The organism is Micromonospora sp. NPDC051141 (genome assembly GCF_044455765.1).
Lineage (GTDB): Bacteria > Actinomycetota > Actinomycetes > Mycobacteriales > Micromonosporaceae > Micromonospora.
Genome location: NZ_JBITFD010000005.1, coordinates 167826 through 187587 on the forward strand (window position 1 = coordinate 167826; position 19762 = coordinate 187587).

The 19762-nt window shown below is 67.7% G+C and carries 10 protein-coding genes; 4 read left to right on the forward strand and 6 right to left on the reverse strand.

The genetic code is table 11. The features are described 5' to 3' along the window. Window positions 1-41 precede the first annotated feature (41 nt). The 4 genes from ACIA6B_RS11975 to ACIA6B_RS11990 are packed head-to-tail and all read right to left on the reverse strand — an operon-like array spanning window position 42 to window position 8816. Window positions 42-1031, reverse strand: coding sequence for a PD-(D/E)XK motif protein (locus ACIA6B_RS11975; protein WP_396772708.1), 990 nt, complete (start codon window positions 1029-1031; stop codon window positions 42-44). Next, window positions 1028-2581 (reverse strand): ATP-binding protein, encoded by a 1554-nt coding sequence (locus tag ACIA6B_RS11980; RefSeq protein WP_396772709.1) that lies wholly within the window; start codon window positions 2579-2581, stop codon window positions 1028-1030. The genes ACIA6B_RS11975 and ACIA6B_RS11980 overlap by 4 nt, the downstream gene beginning before the upstream one ends. Then, complete coding sequence (locus ACIA6B_RS11985) at window positions 2581-5976, reverse strand: Swt1 family HEPN domain-containing protein (RefSeq protein WP_396772710.1); 3396 nt, start codon at window positions 5974-5976, stop codon at window positions 2581-2583. The genes ACIA6B_RS11980 and ACIA6B_RS11985 overlap by 1 nt, the downstream gene beginning before the upstream one ends. Before the next feature lie 47 nt (window positions 5977-6023). Further along, entirely contained in the window at window positions 6024-8816 is a 2793-nt protein-coding gene (locus ACIA6B_RS11990; RefSeq protein WP_396772711.1) for a DUF1156 domain-containing protein, read from the reverse strand. 336 nt (window positions 8817-9152) lie between these two features. Here ACIA6B_RS11990 and ACIA6B_RS11995 point away from each other — a divergent pair, with 336 nt between their 5' ends. The 4 genes from ACIA6B_RS11995 to ACIA6B_RS12010 all read left to right on the forward strand — a co-directional run bounded on the left by ACIA6B_RS11995 (window position 9153) and on the right by ACIA6B_RS12010 (window position 18417). Further along, on the forward strand, window positions 9153-11645 hold the full coding sequence (locus ACIA6B_RS11995; protein WP_396772712.1) for a DrmE family protein: 2493 nt from the start codon (window positions 9153-9155) through the stop codon (window positions 11643-11645). Further along, window positions 11642-15097 (forward strand): helicase-related protein, encoded by a 3456-nt coding sequence (locus ACIA6B_RS12000; protein WP_396772713.1) that lies wholly within the window; start codon window positions 11642-11644, stop codon window positions 15095-15097. Before ACIA6B_RS11995 ends, ACIA6B_RS12000 begins: the two co-directional genes overlap by 4 nt. Further along, window positions 15094-17019 (forward strand): hypothetical protein, encoded by a 1926-nt coding sequence (locus ACIA6B_RS12005; RefSeq protein WP_396772714.1) that lies wholly within the window; start codon window positions 15094-15096, stop codon window positions 17017-17019. Before ACIA6B_RS12000 ends, ACIA6B_RS12005 begins: the two co-directional genes overlap by 4 nt. 249 nt (window positions 17020-17268) lie before the next feature. After that, a complete protein-coding gene (locus ACIA6B_RS12010) occupies window positions 17269-18417 on the forward strand; it encodes a DNA cytosine methyltransferase (RefSeq protein WP_396772715.1) in 1149 nt (382 codons plus the stop codon). On the opposite strand, the gene ACIA6B_RS12015 is transcribed toward ACIA6B_RS12010, so the two are convergent. Together ACIA6B_RS12015 and ACIA6B_RS12020 are read right to left on the reverse strand one after the other, a co-directional pair. Further along, complete coding sequence (locus tag ACIA6B_RS12015) at window positions 18359-18820, reverse strand: very short patch repair endonuclease (RefSeq protein WP_396772716.1); 462 nt, start codon at window positions 18818-18820, stop codon at window positions 18359-18361. The genes ACIA6B_RS12010 and ACIA6B_RS12015 overlap by 59 nt on opposite strands. 125 nt (window positions 18821-18945) lie before the next feature. Then, window positions 18946-19479, reverse strand: coding sequence for a hypothetical protein (locus ACIA6B_RS12020; RefSeq protein WP_396772717.1), 534 nt, complete (start codon window positions 19477-19479; stop codon window positions 18946-18948). Window positions 19480-19762: the final 283 nt, after the last annotated feature.

Sequence of the window (19762 nt, forward strand, 5' to 3'; positions counted from 1 at the left end):
CGCGCGTAGCGCGCGGACTACGGCGGTACCGCGTGGATCACTCATGATTGACCGTTCTGGGCTTGCAGGAAGCTGTCGACGGGTTCGCCGGGCGATGCGGAGAGCCGGCCCGACACATCGACGCGGTAGGAGATGGCGCTGACGAGATCAGAGTGCGGGACCGCGGAGGCCAGGCGTTCGGGGGTCAGCGCGGGGAAATCCTCGTCGACCAGGTACGCCGCCGGTGCGGACCGTAGGAGAAAGCGTTCGCGGTAGAGGTCGGCGTCGTCGTCGCGCCACCCGAGCGCGGCCAGGTGCTCGGTGAAGCGGCCGGTGCGTTCGGACAGCTGCGAACGGACCTGTGCCACCAGAGTGGCGAGGCTGATGCCGTCCCCGCCACCTGCGCGGGTGAGTTGGATCGACACCAGCCACAGCGGGCGGCCCGGGTTCGGCCGTAGCTGCCCGGTGCCGGAGATGATATGCATCCGACGTTCCGAGGTGGTCGTCTTCACTTCGATGTCTACGTCTGGAAGAGCGAAGTCGTGCTGCTCGGCGAGCGGGCCGAGCCACCAGTCGAGTACGTCGCGCTCCGGAGTCGAGCGCAGGAGATGCCGTGCGAGGAGCAGTTCTCCGGTGAGCCCGAGTTGCTGTTCGGAGCTCAGGCGGCGGCGGGCGGCGATAATGGAGCGCAGATTGGTCAAGGCCGCGCCGGTGGCACTCGCGAAGCTGGCCCCGCCCCGCATGCCTTGCACTACCGAGATCACGAATCCGTACGCCTCGTACCGCAGGTCTCTGGCCGCCACTAGCAGCCGGTACCACTCCTCGCCGTCGACCTCCACGATGTCCACGTCGATGTGCTCCATGCCGCGGATGTCTGGCATCGGCCCCTTTGCCGGGGTCAGCAGTTCGTACGTTTCCGCGCGGGGATCGATACGTAGCTCGCAGCGTGGGGCCCGGGACAATAGGTGCACCGTCGCGACGGCGGCGCGGAAGTACGTCTCGAGCGATTCCGCCGTCAGGCGTTCGAGTGGGCGGTCATCGGTGGAAGTCATTCGTCCCCCTCTCCTGTCGCGCTTCCGCGACGCCGGTCGACCGCCCGTTGCTGCTCTTGCGCCGCGGCGAGCAGGATTGCCTGCCAGGCCGTCTCCAGCCGTCGTTCGCGGGGTCCGGCGTAACTGCCGCGCAGGTGGCTGCCCAGCAGCAGGTGCAGCAACGTCTTGACCACCTGAGCGTCGTCGTTAGCCAAGCCGACAGAGCCGCCCAGCGCCGTACGGTACCGGCTGTTGAGCCAGATGGTGCGCGAGCCGCGGTCGATCCGGAACACCTCGTCGGCAGCAAGGCCGCGCCACCGTATGTCGACCGGGTCTTCACCCGGCAGGTATGTGGCGTGGTCCTCGAACGCCTCGGCCACCTTCGCGGTCATTCCGCGCCCGGGCTCGACCACGTGAACTGGACGGGGGTTGCGCCGTCGGGCTTGCCTAGCGCCGGCACGGGCGGCGTCCAGGTAGTCCGCGAACTTGCCGCCCGATGCGGAGCGTGTGGTGTGCCAGCCGTCGGATAGCTCCGCGTCGAAGACCACCCCGGTCTTCTCGGGGTTGATGGTGATGTGCGGTTCGAGCACGGGGTCCAATTCGACCGCGATTCGCGCGAACGACAGGTCCCGTGACGGTGAGACCAGGTCGTTCCAGCCGCCGGCCTGCAGGAGCCGGTCGCGTCGGTAGACATACAGGCCCTGCGACTCCAGGGGACTGCGGCCTCCCAAAGTGAAGCCTATGTCGTCGCGCCCTTGCGCCGGCCAGATATGCATCGTGGCCCGAGCGCTGCCGTCGGCCAAGGGCACCCGTAGTTCCTGCGGGTACTCGGGGTGGCCACTGCGGTCGTAGCCAAACGGATCCAGCGTCTCGACGGTACGGGCGGCGCCGACGCCGAACTCGAGGCAGGTCTCCTCGACGACGTCGATGCGGACCTGAACCCGGGCCCCGGCGAGAATACGGTGCAGCACGAGCCCCAAGTGGTTGCGTAGGTCTTCCACGGTCCGTTCCAGCCAGTGCCGCTGCTCATCGGGATCGGGGGACTGCAGGAACGTCCGCACGTTGCGCCATTCGATGACCGTACCGGTGTCAATCGGAAAGCCGGGGTCGACGTCTTCCAGACGTGTCGACGCGTCGTCGGTCGAGAAGGACTGCACCATCGGACCGGAATCGAGCGAGGAACGTTCCAGGCCGCGGCCTACCGTCGGTGAGCCCCAGCGGCGGGACCACACCAGCAGCACGTCGGCCTGGCTCAGTGACGCCGCCTTCAGACCGATACCGAAGTGCCCTAGATCGCTCGCGCCGTACTCGCGCCGCCGTGCGTAGGTCATCGCGGCGTCAATGCGGTCGCCGTCCATCCCCTCGCCGTCGTCGATCACCATCAACCCGTGGGCGCGTTCGTCCCGCTGAACGATGCGGATGAGCACGTGCCGGGCCCCGGCGTCGACGCTGTTGTCGACGAGGTCGGCAACAGCCGTCGGCAATGAATGGTGGCGTCCGATCGCCGAAGTGATCGAGGGATCCGGCTCGACCCGACGCACCGTGACCGGTACCGGCACGGGGCGCGCCATCAGGCGTCCTCGAACCGGGACCGACTGGCACCGAGCGTGCGGCTGTTCTCCGTCACCGTACGGACGACGGATGTGTCGAATCCGTCGCGGCGTTCGGCGGTCACCTCCAGGGTGATCTCCAAGACCTCGGGCCCCGCGTCGCGCAGATGCGCGATGACTTCCCGCGAGACGGCTGCGAGAACGGTCTCGACATCGGCGTCCGGATCGACGTCGAACCGTCCCGTCCAGCGGACGTTCGCCCGCTGGCGTGGTTCCTCGGCAGTCGTACCCCTTGCCGGGTGCCGCGCGGTACCGGTCGGCCGGCTCGGCCTGCCGCCTTCGTCGTCGGCACCGCCGTTTTCCCGCGTGTGCCGCTGTCGGTCCTCCTCGTCGCGGCGCTGTTGCGTGGCGAGGTCCGGTCGGACGAGCAGCGTGTTGTCGGCGATGTCCGGGAAGTCGAGGTCGTGCAGTGGAACGGCCAGCCCGGCGAACACCCCGGTGCCCTCGTCGTAGCCGGTGGCGAGCGCGAAACCCTGCTGCTGCCACCCCGGGTCGTGGAGCACGTCGCGGAGGGCTTCGATGAGCACGCGTCGGTCGCGCATCCGCGGCAGGTAGGGATGGCGGGTGTAGAAGTCCCACAGTTCACCGACGGCGATGTGGCCCTGGTTCCACCGGGCCCGCAGCGGGCCTACAAGGTCGACATGCAGCGCGGCCGGCGCGACCTGGGTCCGTAGTGCGTCCTCGCGGACCAGCTTTGCCCCCGTCCGGACGGTTAGGCGCTTCTCCGTGCCGTCGCATTTGATCTGGCCGACCGTCAGCGGTTCCGCCGGTTCCCCTTGAACAGCGTGAAGTGCCCAGATCCATGTCGATGGGATCTGGTCGTCGATGGTGCGGCTGGTTTCCTCGGTACGGCGTTCGGCCTGCGCGGCGTTCTGTTGGGTCAGGTCCAGCACCCGCTTCTGATCCGTGATCGACCGCCAGGCGAGGTGATTGCGGACGGTCGATTCGAGGTCCCGCCACCGGGCGTCATCGGCCGCGAGAACCACCAAGGTGTTAGGCCGTAACCGCGGAGCCGTTCCCCGGTGCCGGAGCAAGTTGAGAACGAACCGGGCGGCGGAGCTGTCCTTGTCCTTGCCGTTGTGCCGGTGCTCCGGATGCAGCACGACGAGCCGGACGTTCTCGTCCTCGGCCACGTCACCGGTACTCTCCGGACCGACGATCACGGCCGTGAACTCCGGCGTCGAGCCTGTGACGGTGCGCCGCAGCCGGGCGAGCACCTCCGTGTGAACCCCGTCCAGCGCGATGTCCCGGGCCCGCTCGGCGGCGAGCCGGTTTAGGGAAGGCTGCGTGTCGTACCAGTAGCGGTCGCCGTCGCGGAAGAGATGGCTGGATTGGTTGACGAGGCCGTCCAGCGCCGATCCAAAGTTGCCAACCACGTCTCCGGGCATCGCGACCCCGAGCGCGATGCGCTTGCGGTCCACACCCTTCCGCGCGGCATCGAGGGTCGGCGCGGAATCGAGGAACAGCGTCCTCGCGACCCGCAGGGTCACCGAACGCTTCCCGAGCAACGGCCGTTCGACATCAATGCGCCGGGAAACGCAGTCCTCACCGTCGATGTCAGTCTGGATGATCTCGGCCCAGCGGGGGTCAACGTACTGCACGACCTCGCTGCGGGCTCCGGTGGCGTCCAGCGGCACGGACGCCGGCATGATCAGCGGAGACCTGTCGCCTCTCGTCCACAGTTGGTGGACCACGGTGCTCATCAGGCGAAGCACGCCACGGGTGCGCTGGAACCGGTCCAGCGGCGACCAATCCATGTAGAGGCGGTCGAGCAGCTCCGGGTGGATGGGGAAAGCGGCCCGGATCCGCTGCTCGTACGCGCTATCTGTCACCCCGCCTGGAAACTCCCCGGGATGCTGACGGTAATTCTCGACGAACCGCCGTGCGGTGGCATTGATCGCGCCTATCGCGGTGTTGTCCGGCTCGCGGAACAGTCGGCGTCGCACGATCTCGTAGGACTCGTCCCGGGAGGCCGGGGCCCACTGGTACGCGACGCGGCGCACGACGTTGTCCAGGCGCTGCAGGGCCTCCCTGCCGTAGGCGCCGCCAACCTCCAGTTCTGACGCCTCGGCAGATGCGTCGCCGCGCTCACCCGGCTCACGTCGCACATCGCTGGCCGGGACCGAGACCAACAGCAATGCGCCAGCCACCGCAGCCACAGCCTGGGTCAGGGACTGGGCGAAGGTGAACTGCGTCTCGAACGTCCCGGCAGGAAGATCGTCCCGACCGTGAAGCTGACGGGCGTACGCGACCCACTCGTCAACGAGGACGACGGCCGGTGCGTAGGCGGCGAGCAAGTCCCGCAACGCCGCCCCGGGGTTCGTGCCGGTGCGGTCCGCCTCGGCGACATGGGCGTACCCCCCCGACCCGCCTAACTGCCACGCCAGCTCCCCCCACAAGGTGCGCACTACCGTGCCGTCCGGTTTGGTGACCGGCTGGCCGGGCGCGATCTCGTTGCCGACCAAGGCCACCCGGCGAACGGTGAGGCGACCAGGATCGGAGGCCCCGAGATTGTCCTGCACCTCTTGCGGGTACTCGGACAACGCGCGGCCGGAAAACAGATGCCATACGGCGAGCATGGAATGCGTCTTGCCGCCGCCGAACGTGGTCTGGAGGTTGACCACCGGCTCAGCGTCGGCGTTACCGGCGACGCGGGCTACAGCGCGTCGCAACAGGTCACGAAGCCCTTCGGTGAGATAGGTCCGCCGGAAGAACTCCACTGGATCGGCGTACTCATCGGTCACCCCCGTCGGGTCGACGGCCACCCGGTAGAGATCAGCGGCAAATTCCGAGGCCGCGAATGTGCCGCTCTGCACATCGAGATGAGGTTCAAGCACCTCTCGCCACGACGGCAGGTCGGGATCGGCGGTGTCCGGGGTTCCAGCGGCACGCGCGGCGCGCCGGGTTTCCTGCTCGTATGCGCCGCGCTGGACGTTCAGCCGCATACCTTTGACCCGATCGGCCTCGGCGACGGCACCGACGGCGCGAAGCAGACGCTCCGTCGTGTCCAACGCCCGGTACGCGTCGTCAGGGAAGAAGGGCTCGCGGTGTGCCCACTTGTTACGCACCTCGCGTAGTTCATTCGCCAGGTTTCGTTCGGCCCGGGACAATGCCCGGTCGAACGGGAAGCCATGATCACCCAGTCGCTCCGTGATGACGCGAAGTTGGCACTGCGGATCTGTGGGCGCGTATTCCCGATCCGATCTGCCGTCCACCCCGTCCTTGATCGCCAGCAGCGCGGTCCAGTCCCGCCCGGCCGGGATCAGCGGCGCGAGAACCCGGGCGACAAACGGTTCAAGGGCCTGGGCGAGCAGGTCGAGGCCCTGACCAACTTGGTCACGGTTGCTGATAGCCACTGATTCCCCTCAGTAGATGCAGAGCAGACGGGATGCGCCTTGCACGTTCAGCCGGCGCTATTTAAATCGAGCGCGAGCTGCCCGACGGTGGCGGGCTTGGTCCGAGATACGGCGGAAAGATCCGCCCACGAAGTGCCGAGGGCGTTGAACAGCAGAGCGTCGTCCGGGTCTTTGTTCTGCGCAAGCTCATACAGCCGGTAAGCCAGCAGCTGGACGGCGTCCAGATCGATCCGGGAACTCGCTGCAGCCATCAAATGCGCGGCGTCATCGATCCCGACAGTGGCAAGCGACCGCGCGAGATGACAGGTGACCTCCCAAACCGAGATCCGGTCGTCCGTGGCCGGATTCCACTTGGACGGCAACGCCGCCGGTCTGGTTAGCGCGACCTTTCCTTCGTGGGAGGTCAAAACCCCGGCACGGGCCAGCCCGTCCACGGCGGTGTTGACCGCTCGGGCCAACACATCCGCCTCTCCAAACGGCTGGCGCGACCACCCGTACTGGGTATACCACTTCAGGCAGAACCGGCTGTCGGCGTCTAAGTCGCCATCCTGCTCGGCGAGCACCTCGTCGAGTGCCTGATTGATGAGCGCGAGCGCGGTGCGGACCGTCATGGGCGAGCCGTCGGACTCGACCACGCGGGCGTACCGGGTAAACACAGCCATCCCCGGTCCGATCGTCGCCTGCGCGAGGTCGACCGGGGCGATAGCCCCCTGCTGCATCTCGGTCAAAGCTCGGGGAAGTTCGGCCTTGAGTGAACTGAGGAAGCCGCGACGGTTGGTGGTAGACGCCGTTTCATGCCGAGGTCGCAATGCGAGGACAATCGAGGAAGCGAGGGCATTCTTCCCAGATGCCAGCATTCGGTTGCTCAATTCTGAACGGACCGGCCAAGTTGCTGTAATCGCCCACCCGGACCGGATCATTCCTTCAAGCAAGGTCGCCCATCCGGTTGAGAGGACACCCTCGCTCTCAAGTTCCGTCTGCTTGAATGCATAGTACACGGTTATCGGATAGTCGTCGGATGCGCCCGCTCGTGCTCGCGCGAAGACGTGTTCAAAGCCTGTCTCGAAATGCCGGGACGCCTCCTCTTCCCCGCTGTGGCGGTACGGATTGGCCACGAGCTCCTCCGCCTTCGGGACCAGTAGAGTGAAGAAGAGAGACGGGTGCACATCGCGTAAGGATCGACGCAGCCAGACGTAAAAGAAGTCGGACAAGTCCGAGTAGACGATATTCCCATAGTAGGGCGGATCGGTAGAAATAACCAAATTCGTATAGTCGCGCGTGGCGGCATCTGCTTGACTGGCTGTGCCAGGGGTCGCGTCGATCGCAGCGCTCCGGAGAGCGTCGGCCGTCCATTCGACAGCGCCGATCCAGCTTCCAGTGCCAGACGCGAATGGGTTCGGCTCAACGAAGTCCCATGTCATCGGAATCGCCTGGCGGGCAAATGTGTTGCGAGTGGACTCACGTTCGAGGAACCACGTAACTATGGTTGATCCGCGGTCTGCTAGTTTTGAAACTGCGAATGCCAGGTATGTTGCCACCGCGTCTGCGTACGCTGCAGCGCCCGCGCCGCCTCCCGCGAGCCTCTCGCCAGGCAGCGTGCCTGCTGACGCCGCGTCTTCCAGCACCCGTTCGCGTGCTTCAAGAACGAGGTCGCTAAATGTCATCATCGCTCTTAGCTGGCGGTTCGTGAAGAGGTCGGCGAAGGCGGTCATGCCGTAAGTCGGCGCCTTGATGTCACGAGGCATGTAGGCAAGCTGCTCCCTGGGCGCATCTTGCGGCCGGTCCGTCGCCGCTGCCCGCTCATGCGATTCGTCGGGAGATAGGTAGACTCTCTGCCGGTTTCCCTCCGCGACTACGGCCATGAGCTGAGCCCCCATGCGCCCGGCCCTGCCCTCAGTTCTTATGTACCCCAGGTCAACGGCCGTGCCGCACGCTACGCATATCGCGCCCGAACGCCCGACTGTTCCATTATTCGTGCTTGCTGGAGCTGCAGTCTTGTCGTGACAAACCTCGAATGCCACTCGGCGGCCTGCCGAACTTCCACTGTCCGGCACGATGTGGGGCAGCACAAATGCCTCTTTGCCCTTCTTCTTGCGAAGCCACCACGAGCGCACCAGCGGCATAGCGATTCCGCATGCAGGATTAGGGCAACCGACGCTTCTCGCCCAGAGCCAGGCCACGACGGTCGAGGTGGAACCATCCTGCAACTCCGCTCTCGGGTATAGATGTCCGATACGTTCCTCTGCACGTTTACGCATCCATGCCCCGTAGCGACGCACATCTTCAGCCAGGCCAGTTGTGCTCGGCCAATCGCCAAGGCGGGACTCACCCACACCTGGAAATGTCGGAGAGCGGCCGCCGAAGCGCTGCGGAATCTCAATAAGTGCCTTGTTGATTAGCACGGAAACGGGATTTAGATCGCTCGCGCACGCTTCCAAGCCCAGCCGCTGCGCCTCCAGCGGGATCGTGCCCCCGCCAGCGAAGGGATCGAGGATCGTAGGCGGCTTCCCCCCTGTAGATCGCAAGATCTCTTCGCGTACTTGCCGCAGCAGCCGGCGGTCGCCAGTGTTCTCCCAGACGACTAAGTCCCGGATCAGCCCGTGCAGACGGTCCCGCTCGGCCTTCTGCTGCTCCTCGGTAGGAAATCGATCGGGATGTGAAGACGGGTCATCGACCAGTTGAGCAAATAGCACGGCACGAGCCGCCGCGAGCGGACGCCTAGCCCACCAGAGGTGCAGCGTCGACGGGTGCCCATGCCGGATAGACTTTTCCCTCGCCGACTCGCGGTTGATGTCCTCCAGTGGGAGTGAGACCTCGATGAGCTTGCGGGTCGTCGACACCTCGTGGAGTCCTTCCGGGCCGGTTCTGCAGGTTCTGAGCCTCGGTCATCCTAGGCGAGGGCTCCGACACCATCTGCGATCAAGTCCATGCGGACAGACGTCGGAAGGGTGGTTCAGCCGAACGCCGGGGTCGGACTCGACCGACAGGTCTGTGCCGGACGCCGAGGACGGGCAGGTCCTGACCGCCCGATCGCTGGGCCTCCTCTTGATCCCGGACGCCCGGACATAGATGGCTCTTGCGCTGACGCGGCCGGCGCGAGATTCTGAGGGTGCCGAAGAACCTTGGCGGGTCGCAACGCGGGCGTCGTGCCCGCGTTCCCGCTGGGGACCAGGGCATTGGAGTTCGTCGTGGACGCCGTCCCTTACGGGACCGTGGGCGAAGGCTGCCCACCGGTCCCTCTTCCGTCCGCCGTCGCTGCGGACCTGTCCTCTTGCCTGTCCGAAGGGCGTCTCACCCTCGGCAGGATCCCGATCCAGCCTTCCGTATTCGACGTCGACGCGTTGCGCGCGGTCGAGCACGCCGTTCTGCGCCGGGGATCGGTCTTGATCTGCCCAGCGGATCCGCTCTCGCCTCTTCCTGCGCTGGTTCCCGCGGCTGCGCACATCGAAGCGATGATCCGTGACAGCCTTAGCACAGGGCGGGCCGGTCCCAGTCCGTTGCGTATCGGTGTGGTGGCCACCGATCCCCGGCTCCGCGGCTTCTACCGTGCCCTGGCCGTCAGCCCACGGCCGGGCGGCGCGGGGGAGCCGCTGCGGTCGACCGTCGCCGCCGCCACCGTCGGGCGGAACGGGCGGCTGAGCGTCATCGACCGCGACGACGGGCGCTGGTCGACGGTCTTCGTCGACTCCGTCGCCGCCGCCCGCGCACTGGATAGTCTCGATCTTCTGGTCGTCGATCTACCGGTCGGCGACGCCGACGCGGTCTGCGAGGCCGGTGTGCCGACCGTCGTGGTGGCCCGTGACCCTGCCGACCCGGCGGTGGTCCGCCTCGCACGTCGGATGCCGGCCTTCGGGTACGACTGGGTACTTAGCGACGGCTTCCGTGCCGACACCGCCCCGCCCGACGGCACCTTGTCGGCGGGCGATGGCGGGACACGCATCGGTGTGCGTCCCGTTGCATGTCCTGAGCTGTGCGCGGACGCCGGCCTGTTCTGGGCCGACATCTCCACACTGGCGCGGCTGGGACGCCGGTCGGCATACGTGTCGACGTTGCTCGCCCAGGCGTTCGGGCTGTTCCACGACTTGGTCGGTCTGGCGGTGCCGGTTTCGGCCCACGACCGGCTGGCCGGCGTGCCGCTGCGGGAACGCATCGGCGCGCTCGCCCGGGCCGCCCGCGTCGTCGCCGACAGGGAGCTGCGGGCCGACTGGCTACCGATGGTGGAGGTGGAGCTGGCGGGGATGCTGCTGGCGCTGAACGCTGCTGAGCGCGAACTCCCGACCCGTCGCGGAGCATCGCCGGCGACGAAGGCCCACGCACTGCTTGAGGTTGCCGCGGACGTCCTCGCCGCCGGCAAGGACGCGCTCCTGGTGGCTCGCACCGCTGCCCTCGCCCGCTTGTACACCGACTACCTGCGCGACAGCCTTCCCGCCGTCAGGGTCACGTCGCTCGGCGCGCTCGCCACCTGCCAGCCGGCCGATGTCGCGATCCTGCTCGGCGCCCCGCCGACCTGGGGACGGTGGGTCTACCGGTCGCGCGTCGCCCGGCAGTTCGTCGTCCTCGCCTACGCACCCGAGGCCCAGAACGGTAGTCTTCCGGCGCCTCACCGGTCACGGGGCGACGGACCTTTCGACGAGGTTGCCGTCGTGGCCGACGCCGTCCGGATGCAGAAGGCGGCCGGGCTACGCCTGTCGTTACCGAGACAACGGAGCAGGGCGTGGACGGCCGTGCGGGTGGGATCCTTTCCGGACGGCGCGACGGTGCATGAGGAGGCAGCGGAGCCGGGCCTGGACGACGTCGGCCTTATCGCCGCCCGCCCCCCGGAGGTGCCGCCCGGCCTGTGGGACGGCAACGGCTGGACCGCCCAGCTGGAACCGAGGGGCGCGACCGGTTCCGTCGACGAACAGGCGGACGCCGGTGGCACGGATGTGGTTGCTGGGCTGAGGGTGCTGTTCAACGACGGCAGTTGGGCCTGGTTGCGCGCCGACAGCCCGGTCTGGCGCTGGCGGTCGCACGCCCGCCGGACCGAGCCGGTGGACGCGGGCCGCATCGCCGTCGGAGACGAATTGGTGTTCATCGACGGTGACGCCCACAAGACGCTACTCGCGAAGATCTTGGAGGTCGCCGAAGACGTGCCGGAGCTGGCGGTGGCGGGTGCGTGGGTGTCCCACTGGCGCACCGCTCTGGCGCGGGCGTACGCCCGGTGCGGCTCCTACGCCACCCTGGCGCGCCAGCTCGCCGCTCACGGCTGCGCCGTGCAGGCACAGACCGTCCGGCTGTGGTGCATCGGTGTCACCCTCGGCCCGGACGACCCGGCCGACCTGCGGCGGCTTGGCTTGCTGCTGAACGACGATGCGCTGACCACCCGCCACGAGGCGGTTTGGCGCGCGATGCAGACGTTGCGCCACGCCCATGTCCGTCTGGGCAGGCGCCTGGCCGCGCTGACCCGGTCGTTGGGGCCCGCCGGCAGCCGCGGGGCTCTGCCGGCCGACGAGGTCCTCGACGCGACCAGCGGGTTGACCGCGGCCGATGTCGAGACGGCCGTCGTCGTCCTCACAGTCGCCCGGATCGAACCCGCTCCGGCGGTCCCCGCGCTCATGACCGGGCCCCGCCGCCCCGCCGACGAACCCGCCGACTCCTTTCACCTGAGCGACTCCGAGGAGATCCGATGACAGCTCCCGCCGCACCGGCCTACGTCCCGACCCGCGAACAGCAGGAGGCCGTCGCCGACCATCTGGTCGCGGCGGTAGTCGACGACGCCACCGGCGTCGCGGACGGCGACACCTGCGTCGGCGAGCCCCCGTCGGCAAGGTACTACCTGGCCAGCCTCGCACCAGGCGATCTGGACCTCGCCGTCAACGCCGTGCGGATGGGCAGGGCCACCCCCTCTTCGTTAGGTTTCGAGTTCGAGACCACGGGCGGGCGGGGCGTGAGCCTACGGGTGGGCGCCTCGGTCAGCTGCTACTACCGGCGGGTTCCGACCTTCGCCGAACAAGTCGCGTACCTCGGTTCCCGGTTGGGTACCGCGGACGCCTACCGGCTTGCGCCCGTGTTTCAGCGTGTTGACGTGGGCGTCGGCCCTCTCTCCGTGCACGTGGACGGCAGCCGTGCTTCGACCGACACCGTCGGGCGCGACGAGTTCGCCGCCCATTTCGCCCGGGTACGCGACACGGCGGTCCGTGACCCGCGCGTCGAGCGACGGGTCGGCGACGAACGGCGCGAGCGTGCCGTTCCTGCCGACGCTCTGACCGACGAGGCGGCGTTCGAGGCGTGGTTGGCACAGACCAACGTCGGCGAACCCGTCGCTCCTTCCTTCTCCGCACACGTGCACCTGGCCGCCCGGCCGGTCGACGGCCGTCTACGGGTCGTCGCGAGCCTGGCGAACCTGTCACAGGACCCCACCGTGGTCGTCCAGGGCCGCGGCCGCTCGGCGGGACAACGGCGGCACGACGAGTCCCGCGACCACTTCCTGTTCCGCGCGCAGCTAAAGGTTTCATCGAAGCCGGGTGTGTTGCGTCCGATCCTGATGGACCTCGGACCGGACGCCTACCGTTACCGGCGCGATCTTCCGGCCTACGCGACCAACTGTGGCGTCGAGGCCGTCCACACCGACGACGGAACGGTTACCGGACTGCGCAGCGTCTACGCCCCCGTCCACCAGACCTCCCGTGCCCGTCCCCGCGATCACCGGTCCGCCCGCTACGCCCTTTTGGAATCGGACCCGCTGCCGGCGCTGGACGCACTCGCCGCCGATCTGCGGGCGTATGCCACCGACGAGGCGTGGAGCGTCGACGGGTTGGAGCCGGAGCTGGCCGCCCGCAAGGAACTCGACCGCGCCGCGTTCGAAGGCGAGGTGGCCAGGTTCGAAGACGGGGTGCGGTGGCTGCGCCGCGACGCGCGGTTGCTGTTGGCGTTCCGGCTCACCAACAGGACGATGCAGCGGCTGGCCGAGAAATCCGGGCGGCGCAACTCCGGATGGCGGCTGTTCCAGGTGGTCTTCCTGGTCAGCCAACTGCCGGCGCTGGCCTGGCGAGAACACCCGCCGCAGGAGTTCACCCCCGGCCTGTGGGGCCGGTCGGACTCCGCCGATCCCACCGAAGCGGTCAGCGTGCTGTGGTACCCCACCGGCGGCGGCAAGACCGAGGCGTACCTCGGCCTGACGGTCTGCTGCCTGTTCTACGACCGCGCCCGCGGCAAGTCCAGCGGTACCAGCGCCTGGTGCCGGTTCCCGCTGCGCCTGCTGTCGCTGCAGCAGACCCAGCGCCAGCTCGACGTCGTCGCCACCGCCGACACCATCCGCGTCGAGGCAGCTGAGGCGCTCCGGCAGGTCGGCGGCGGCAGGGGCGCCCCCTTCCGGGTCGGCTTCTACGCCGGCGGCTCGAACACGCCCAACGCGCTCGACCCCGCACTGGTCGACCTGCTGCGCCGCGACGAGCAGCAGCGAAACCGCTACCGGCTCGTGGATACCTGCCCCTACTGCGGCGGCGACGAAGTGCGGGTCATGCCTCCGGACCCCGACAAGCTCACGCTAGAACACCAATGCGGCAGATGCCGCAAGGTCCTTCCCATCTACGTCACGGATCGGGAGATCTACCGCTACCTGCCGTCGGTGGTCGTCGGCACCCTCGACAAGCTCGCCGGCATCGGCCTGTCCGACCGCTTCGGCTCCCTGCTCGGCGACGTGGACTGCGTCTGCCCCACCCACGGGTACGGCCGTGGCGGCAAATGCCACGAACGCGGCACCAAACACCCGGTGCAGCCGCTGCCCGCCCCGCTGTACGACCCATCGCCCACGCTCGAAATCGTCGACGAACTCCACATGGTCGACGAGGAACTGGGCACCTTTAGCGGCCACTACGAGGGGTTGCTCGCCGCCGTGCAGCAGGCTCTGTCCGCCCGGTCACGCGCCGACCACCGGCCAGTCCGCATGAAGGTCATCGCCACCAGCGCCACCATCCGTGGCGAGGACCGTCAGTGCGAGCACCTGTTCGGGCTGCGCTCGGTGGTGGTACCGCTGCCCGGCCCGGAACTGGACCAGTCGTTCTACTGGAAGATCGCCCCCGATACCCCGCTGCGCCGGTTCGTCGGTGTCCTGCCCACCCGCACCACGGCGGAGATGACGCTCGTGCGGATCCTCACCGCCGCGCACACCGCCATCCGCAAGCTGCGGGCACGCCTCGACGTGCCCGCAGCGCTGACCGGGCTGCCGCCGGGAGACCTCGACACGCTCATCGACCTCTACCGCACCAGTCTCACCTACGTCACCAGCCTGGTCGACTTCGGCAAGATCCGCCGGTCGATGGACACCCAGGTCAACGAGCAGCTGCGTCAAGCCGGCTGGGACGAGCTGAAGATCGCAGAGATGAAGGGCGAGACGAAGTTCGACGAGGTCGCTGCGGCGCTTAAAGACCTCAGCAGCCGGGGCGGCGCGATCGAGTCCGTAGTGGCAACGAGCATGGTCAGCCACGGGGTGGACGTGGACCGGCTCAACCTCATGGTTTTCAACGGCATGCCCCGGGCGATGGCCGAGTACATCCAGGCCAGCTCCCGCGTCGGCCGGGCGCATCTCGGCATCGTTTTCATGATCTTCAACGCGGTACGGGAACGCGACCGGTCGCACTTCCGCTACCACGGCAAGTTCCACGAATACCTGGATCGTATGGTCGAGCCGGTGGCGATCAACCGGTGGAGCCGCTTCGCCGTACGCCGCACGCTTCCCGGTGTGCTCATGGGGCAAGTGCTCCAGGTGGCGAACCGGTCCTGGTGGGAGGCCGGCAAGGCGCCGACCCACCTGCATGAACTCGGCCGGATGAAAACTGCCATGCGCGCGCCGGCCGCCGGCGGCATCCCCGAGGCCCAACTGCCCGCACTGCTCGACGCGCTGCACCACGCCTACCTCGCCGACCGCCCCGAGGCGCTGGAACTCCTGGCGGACCTCGACGAACGCGTCCGGCTGGCGGTCGAATCGCTGCGGGCCGCCGGCGCGGCCAGCGCCGCGGCGGGCGGCGCCCGTTCCTACCGGGCGACCGCCGAGAACCTCGGTCTGGAATACCAGCCGATGACCAGCCTCCGCGACGTCGCCGAAGGAATCCCGTTCATCACCCTGTCGGATCGGAGCCGATGATGGCCTTCAACCCGCACGACCGCGAGATGTCCCGCGACCGTGGCCAGGTCCTGTTCCGCTACCGACCCGACCAGACCTTCGACCACGCGGGCGGCTTCATCGCCCAAGTCCGTCAGTACGCACCGGACGACACCTACGACGGCCCTGCCCTGGACCGCGAATATCTCGTCGGCCAGGCGATGCGACTGGTCCGACGGTGGCGGCTGGAGGGCAAGGCCGCAGGCGGTGACGAACGGGCACCCGAGTTCCCGTCCGACGCGCCCCTGGCCGCCAGCCACTACCAAATCGTCATCCCGGGCAAGGTGTTCTGCCGGGTCTGGCCCCGCGTCGTACGGTGCGCGAAAGCTGGCTGCGGGCGGGTCTGGGAGGCCCCCGAGCCCCGGCACGGCCAGGACTGGCCGCCACCCTGCCCCACCTGCGGCAACTTGGGCGGCAACCGGCAGCTGCAGTTCGTCCTCGCCCACCAGTGCGGCGAACTGCAGCCGCTCAAGCCTCCGGGCAAGTGCGGCCGCGGGCACACCGCCTTCCGCCTCAACGACCGGGTTAGCCGATTCAAGGACTTCCGCTGGGAGTGCCTCGACTGCGGGATGAGTCTCAACGTGCAGGGCTTCTGCCCGAACACCGCCGGTTGCACCTGGCCGAACAAGGCGATGGTGCCGCTGCTGCACACCGCCGGGTCCGCATACGTCCCCCAAGGGCTCAGCCTGGTCAACGTCATGACTCAGGACGCGGCGCTGAGCACCACCCGACCCGGCTACGTGGTGGCCACCTTGGCCCGTTGGCTCGGCGAGTGCAGCGAAGACGACTACGACCGGCTGATGTCGGCGTCCGCCGGTCCGGCGGTACCGCAGGAAATCCTCGACTCGATCGACGCCATGGAGCAGGCCGGTCTCACGGAGCAGGCCGAAGCCCTGCGTCGTCGGTTCGTCCCGGTGGACTTGGACCGACTCTCCGGCGCCGTGACCAAGATCCTCGGCTACGACCCGGTGCAGGACCCGCGTGGACCGGACCTGGCGGCGAGCCTGTCAACCTACCAGCGGGTGCTGCACCTGGACCGCCTGCTGCTCGACCGGCTCGCCGATCAGGCCAGAACACCGGCCCGCAAGGCCCTGTACGACACCTACCCCGCGGTGCTGCACCGGGCCGGATTCGACCCCACCCGTACCTGCCTGCTCGGCGACTTCCCCGTCACGTACCTCGCCGTCGGCTACTCCCGGGCCGGCTTCGGCCCCGCCGAAGCCGACCTTGTGCCCTACCGAGGTCGGGTCACCCGAGGAGCTCCTGCCACCACTCTCCTTTACGCGCACCCTTCCACCACCGAAGCGTTGCTCTTCGCCCTCGACCCGGACCGGGTGCGCCGATGGATGTACGCCAACCGACTGGCGGACCCTTCGGAGATCAGCAGCGCAACGGACCTGCGTCGGTGGTTTGCCACCCGGCTGGACCCCAGAACCGGGCAGGTTCCCGACTTCCCTGCCGACATCGATGAACGGCATCCCGACTGGCCGGTTCATCAACTGTTCAGCCTCCTGCACACCCTCGCCCATCAGACCCTGCGAGCCCTGGCCGTCGACTCCGGCTACTCGGAAACCTCTCTGTCGGAGCACCTGTTCCCGTACGAACTGGCCTTCGCCGTACATCCGAACGGTGGACGGGGCGAGTCCAGCATCGGCGCGCTACGTACGGTGCTCGAACAAAACCTCGACGCAGTCGTCAACCGGGCCGTCGACAACGACACATGCCTGTACGACCCCAACTGCATGACCGCAAACCGCGGAGCCGACCACGGCTGCCTGCTCCTACCTGAGACAGCCTGCCAGTGCTGGAACCGGCACCTCTCACGGTGGCACCTCTACGGCTCTCCCGAAGGAACCACCGTTGGATACTGGGACCCCGCCTTGGCCTCCGGATCGATCACCTGACTTCTGCCATGCACGGCGAGGCGGGTCATGGCCAAGTCATGACCCGCGGCAGCCGGCACCGGGCTGTTCCCCGGCCGCCCGATACGATCGCCGCGTCCGACTTCCCGGAGGGAGCCGCTGGAACGGACCGAGTGGCAGCGAACACAACGCTGCAGTCGACGCGCTGGCGGGTGCCTGTACGGCACCCGCCTGGGGGCGCTATTGTCCTGATCCATACCAGCATGATCGGGCTGGACGGGAGGAGCGCGCGTGCACACCGTCGTGGATCTCTTCTGCGGCTGCGGCGGTGGATCGATGGGCTTCCACCGAGCCGGATTCCGCACCGTCGGTGCTGTGGAGATCGATGAAGACGCGGCGACAGCATTCACCATGAATGTCGGAGTCACGCCCATTGTGAAGGATATCCGAGACGTTCGCGGCGAAGACATTCTCGCTCCAGCCGGCCTGCGCCGCGGCGACCTCACGCTTCTATTCGGGTGCCCGCCCTGTCAAAGCTTCACCGTGCTCCGTCGTGCCGCCAAGCCTCTGGATTACGACGAGCAACGTCGTGAACTGATATACGAGTACCTGCGACTCGTTGAGGAACTCAATCCCCGACATATAGCGTTCGAGAACGTTCCGGGTCTGGTCGAGGGGCGCTGGCGCCCCTACTACGATAATTTCGAAAAGATTTTGTCGGATCTCGGTTACCGGGTCGAGCAAAAAGTCGTCGACGCTGCGGAGTACGGAGTCCCTCAAAGGCGGCGCAGAGTCCTCGTCATCGGCAGCAGGGTAACGGAACCCGAACTTCCCCTCCCGACTCATAGTGCGACGGGCAACAACGAGACAGGTAGGAAAAGGCGACTGCCTTTCGTCACGGTACGGGACGCAATCAAGGATTGCCCGGTTCTGGCATCAGGAGAACAGGATCCGGCGGACGAGTTCCACAAGGCTCGCCGTCACAGCCAGCTGGCCCTGGAGCGCCTGGCTTGTATTCCGGAGGGCGGCGGTCGTCTCAATCTTCCCGAGCACCTTGTCCTCGCATGCCACAAAGACCACAAGGGCCACTACGACATCTACGGCAGGATGTGGTGGGATCGAGTCGCCCCCACTCTCACATCCGGTTGCACCAACGTTACGAGAGGACGGTTCGCCCACCCCGAGCAAGACCGGGCCATAACGCTGCGGGAGGCGATGCTTCTGCAGACCTTCGACGAGGGAGCCCGTCTCCACGGGGGCGTTGAGAAGATGGCTCTGCAGGTAGGCAATGCGGTTCCCAGCTTACTCGCGGAGCGTATAGGGGAGACGGTAAAAACGATGGAGTGCCGTTCGCGGCGCATCCGCCGGGCCGACGGAGATTTTAGGGCCGCGAGCCAGGTCGACGCGATCGGACGCACTCACCAACCGACTCGGCCATAACGCCCGGCTCCTCGTGGGACCAGAATCGAAGAACGGCCCAGCCGAGGCTGGAAAGGTGTGCGGAGGTCTCGGCATCCCGTCGACGATTTTCATCCAGTTTCTGGCGCCACCATTCCCTGTTAGCTTTCGGAGTCATGCCGTGCTCCGGACAGCCGTGCCAGAAACACCCGTCCACAAAGACGGCGATCCTGGCTCGCGGAAACGATATGTCCATCGTCCGACGCGGCATCCCGGGTACCCGCTCATGCACCCGGTACCGGAACCCTGCGGCGAACAACAGCCGCCGTAGCGCCATCTCGGGTGTTGTGTTCTTCCGCGGCAGCCGGCTCATCTGCTCGGAAACCCTGGAGGAAGACGCGGCCATGGGCGGCACAGGGGTGCCGTCCGAGTTGCGTCGGCTCATCTACAGGTACCGTTCTTCTGCGCACTATCGACACTGCAACGTACCGCTCTCCGTCCGGATTTGCCACGACTACCAGTCCAGGTGCCAGTAACCGTCGCGCTCCCAGCTGCATCACAACAGCCCGCTCATAGCGGGGCGAAAAGAAGTGCGGCGAGGGCGCCGGCCACGAGATACGGCCCGAAGGCTAGCCCATCGCGGCGAACCAGGCGGATGAGCGCGGCGGGCGCGGCGAGCAAGTACGGCAGGACCGCGCCAAAAGGAACCGCCTCCCAGCCGAGCGTGCCGAGGGCGGCGCCGAGTAGGGCGGCGAGCCGTACGTCGCCGAGTCCCATACCGCTGCAGGCGAGGAGTGCGAGCAGTAGGTATCCGCCGCCGAGCGCCGCGCTGGCGGCGGCAGCGATGACGAGCCGCCGCCCGTCAGCGGTCATGGCCGCCTCGGCAGCGAGGATGGCGAAGACCGCTGCCGCCGCGACGGCGATGACCAGAGTGGGCAGACGGCGCGCTGCGATGTCGACGGCCGCGAGCAGCGGCCCGCTGTAGAGGACGACCAACCACACCGCCAAGGTCGCGAGGCCGGATACCTCTGCGCATCGTAGGCGCAGACCGATACCGATCGAAGCGACCGCGAGGCTGACGCTGCCAAGCAGCCAACCGGGCACAGCCACGCACCGACAGGTGGCAAGCGTTGCCGACGTCCCGAAAGCGCGTCCTCTGCCGCTCCCATGGTGCCGCCAGATGGGCCGGTAGGCACCGCCAGCAGCCGCGTGGCACATGGCAGCACCGCGCCGACCAGCGCACCGGTGAGCCCGGCGCTGCCGAAGAAGAGTGCCGCGTCGAGGTGACCCACCACGACCGAGCCCTCGCGTCCTCGACGCTACTCAGGGGCGGGTGCGGTTGTTGGCCGAGGGCTGAGTGGTTTCGTCGCCGTAGGTATCGAGCCAT

Coding starts and splice junctions, on each gene's coding strand:
- ACIA6B_RS11975 (WP_396772708.1), bottom strand. CDS start 1,031: ATGACTTCCACCGATGACCGCCCACTCGAACGCCTGACGGCGGAATCG.
- ACIA6B_RS11980 (WP_396772709.1), bottom strand. CDS start 2,581: ATGGCGCGCCCCGTGCCGGTACCGGTCACGGTGCGTCGGGTCGAGCCG.
- ACIA6B_RS12000 (WP_396772713.1), top strand. CDS start 11,642: ATGACAGCTCCCGCCGCACCGGCCTACGTCCCGACCCGCGAACAGCAG.
- ACIA6B_RS12005 (WP_396772714.1), top strand. CDS start 15,094: ATGATGGCCTTCAACCCGCACGACCGCGAGATGTCCCGCGACCGTGGC.
- ACIA6B_RS12015 (WP_396772716.1), bottom strand. CDS start 18,820: ATGAGCCGACGCAACTCGGACGGCACCCCTGTGCCGCCCATGGCCGCG.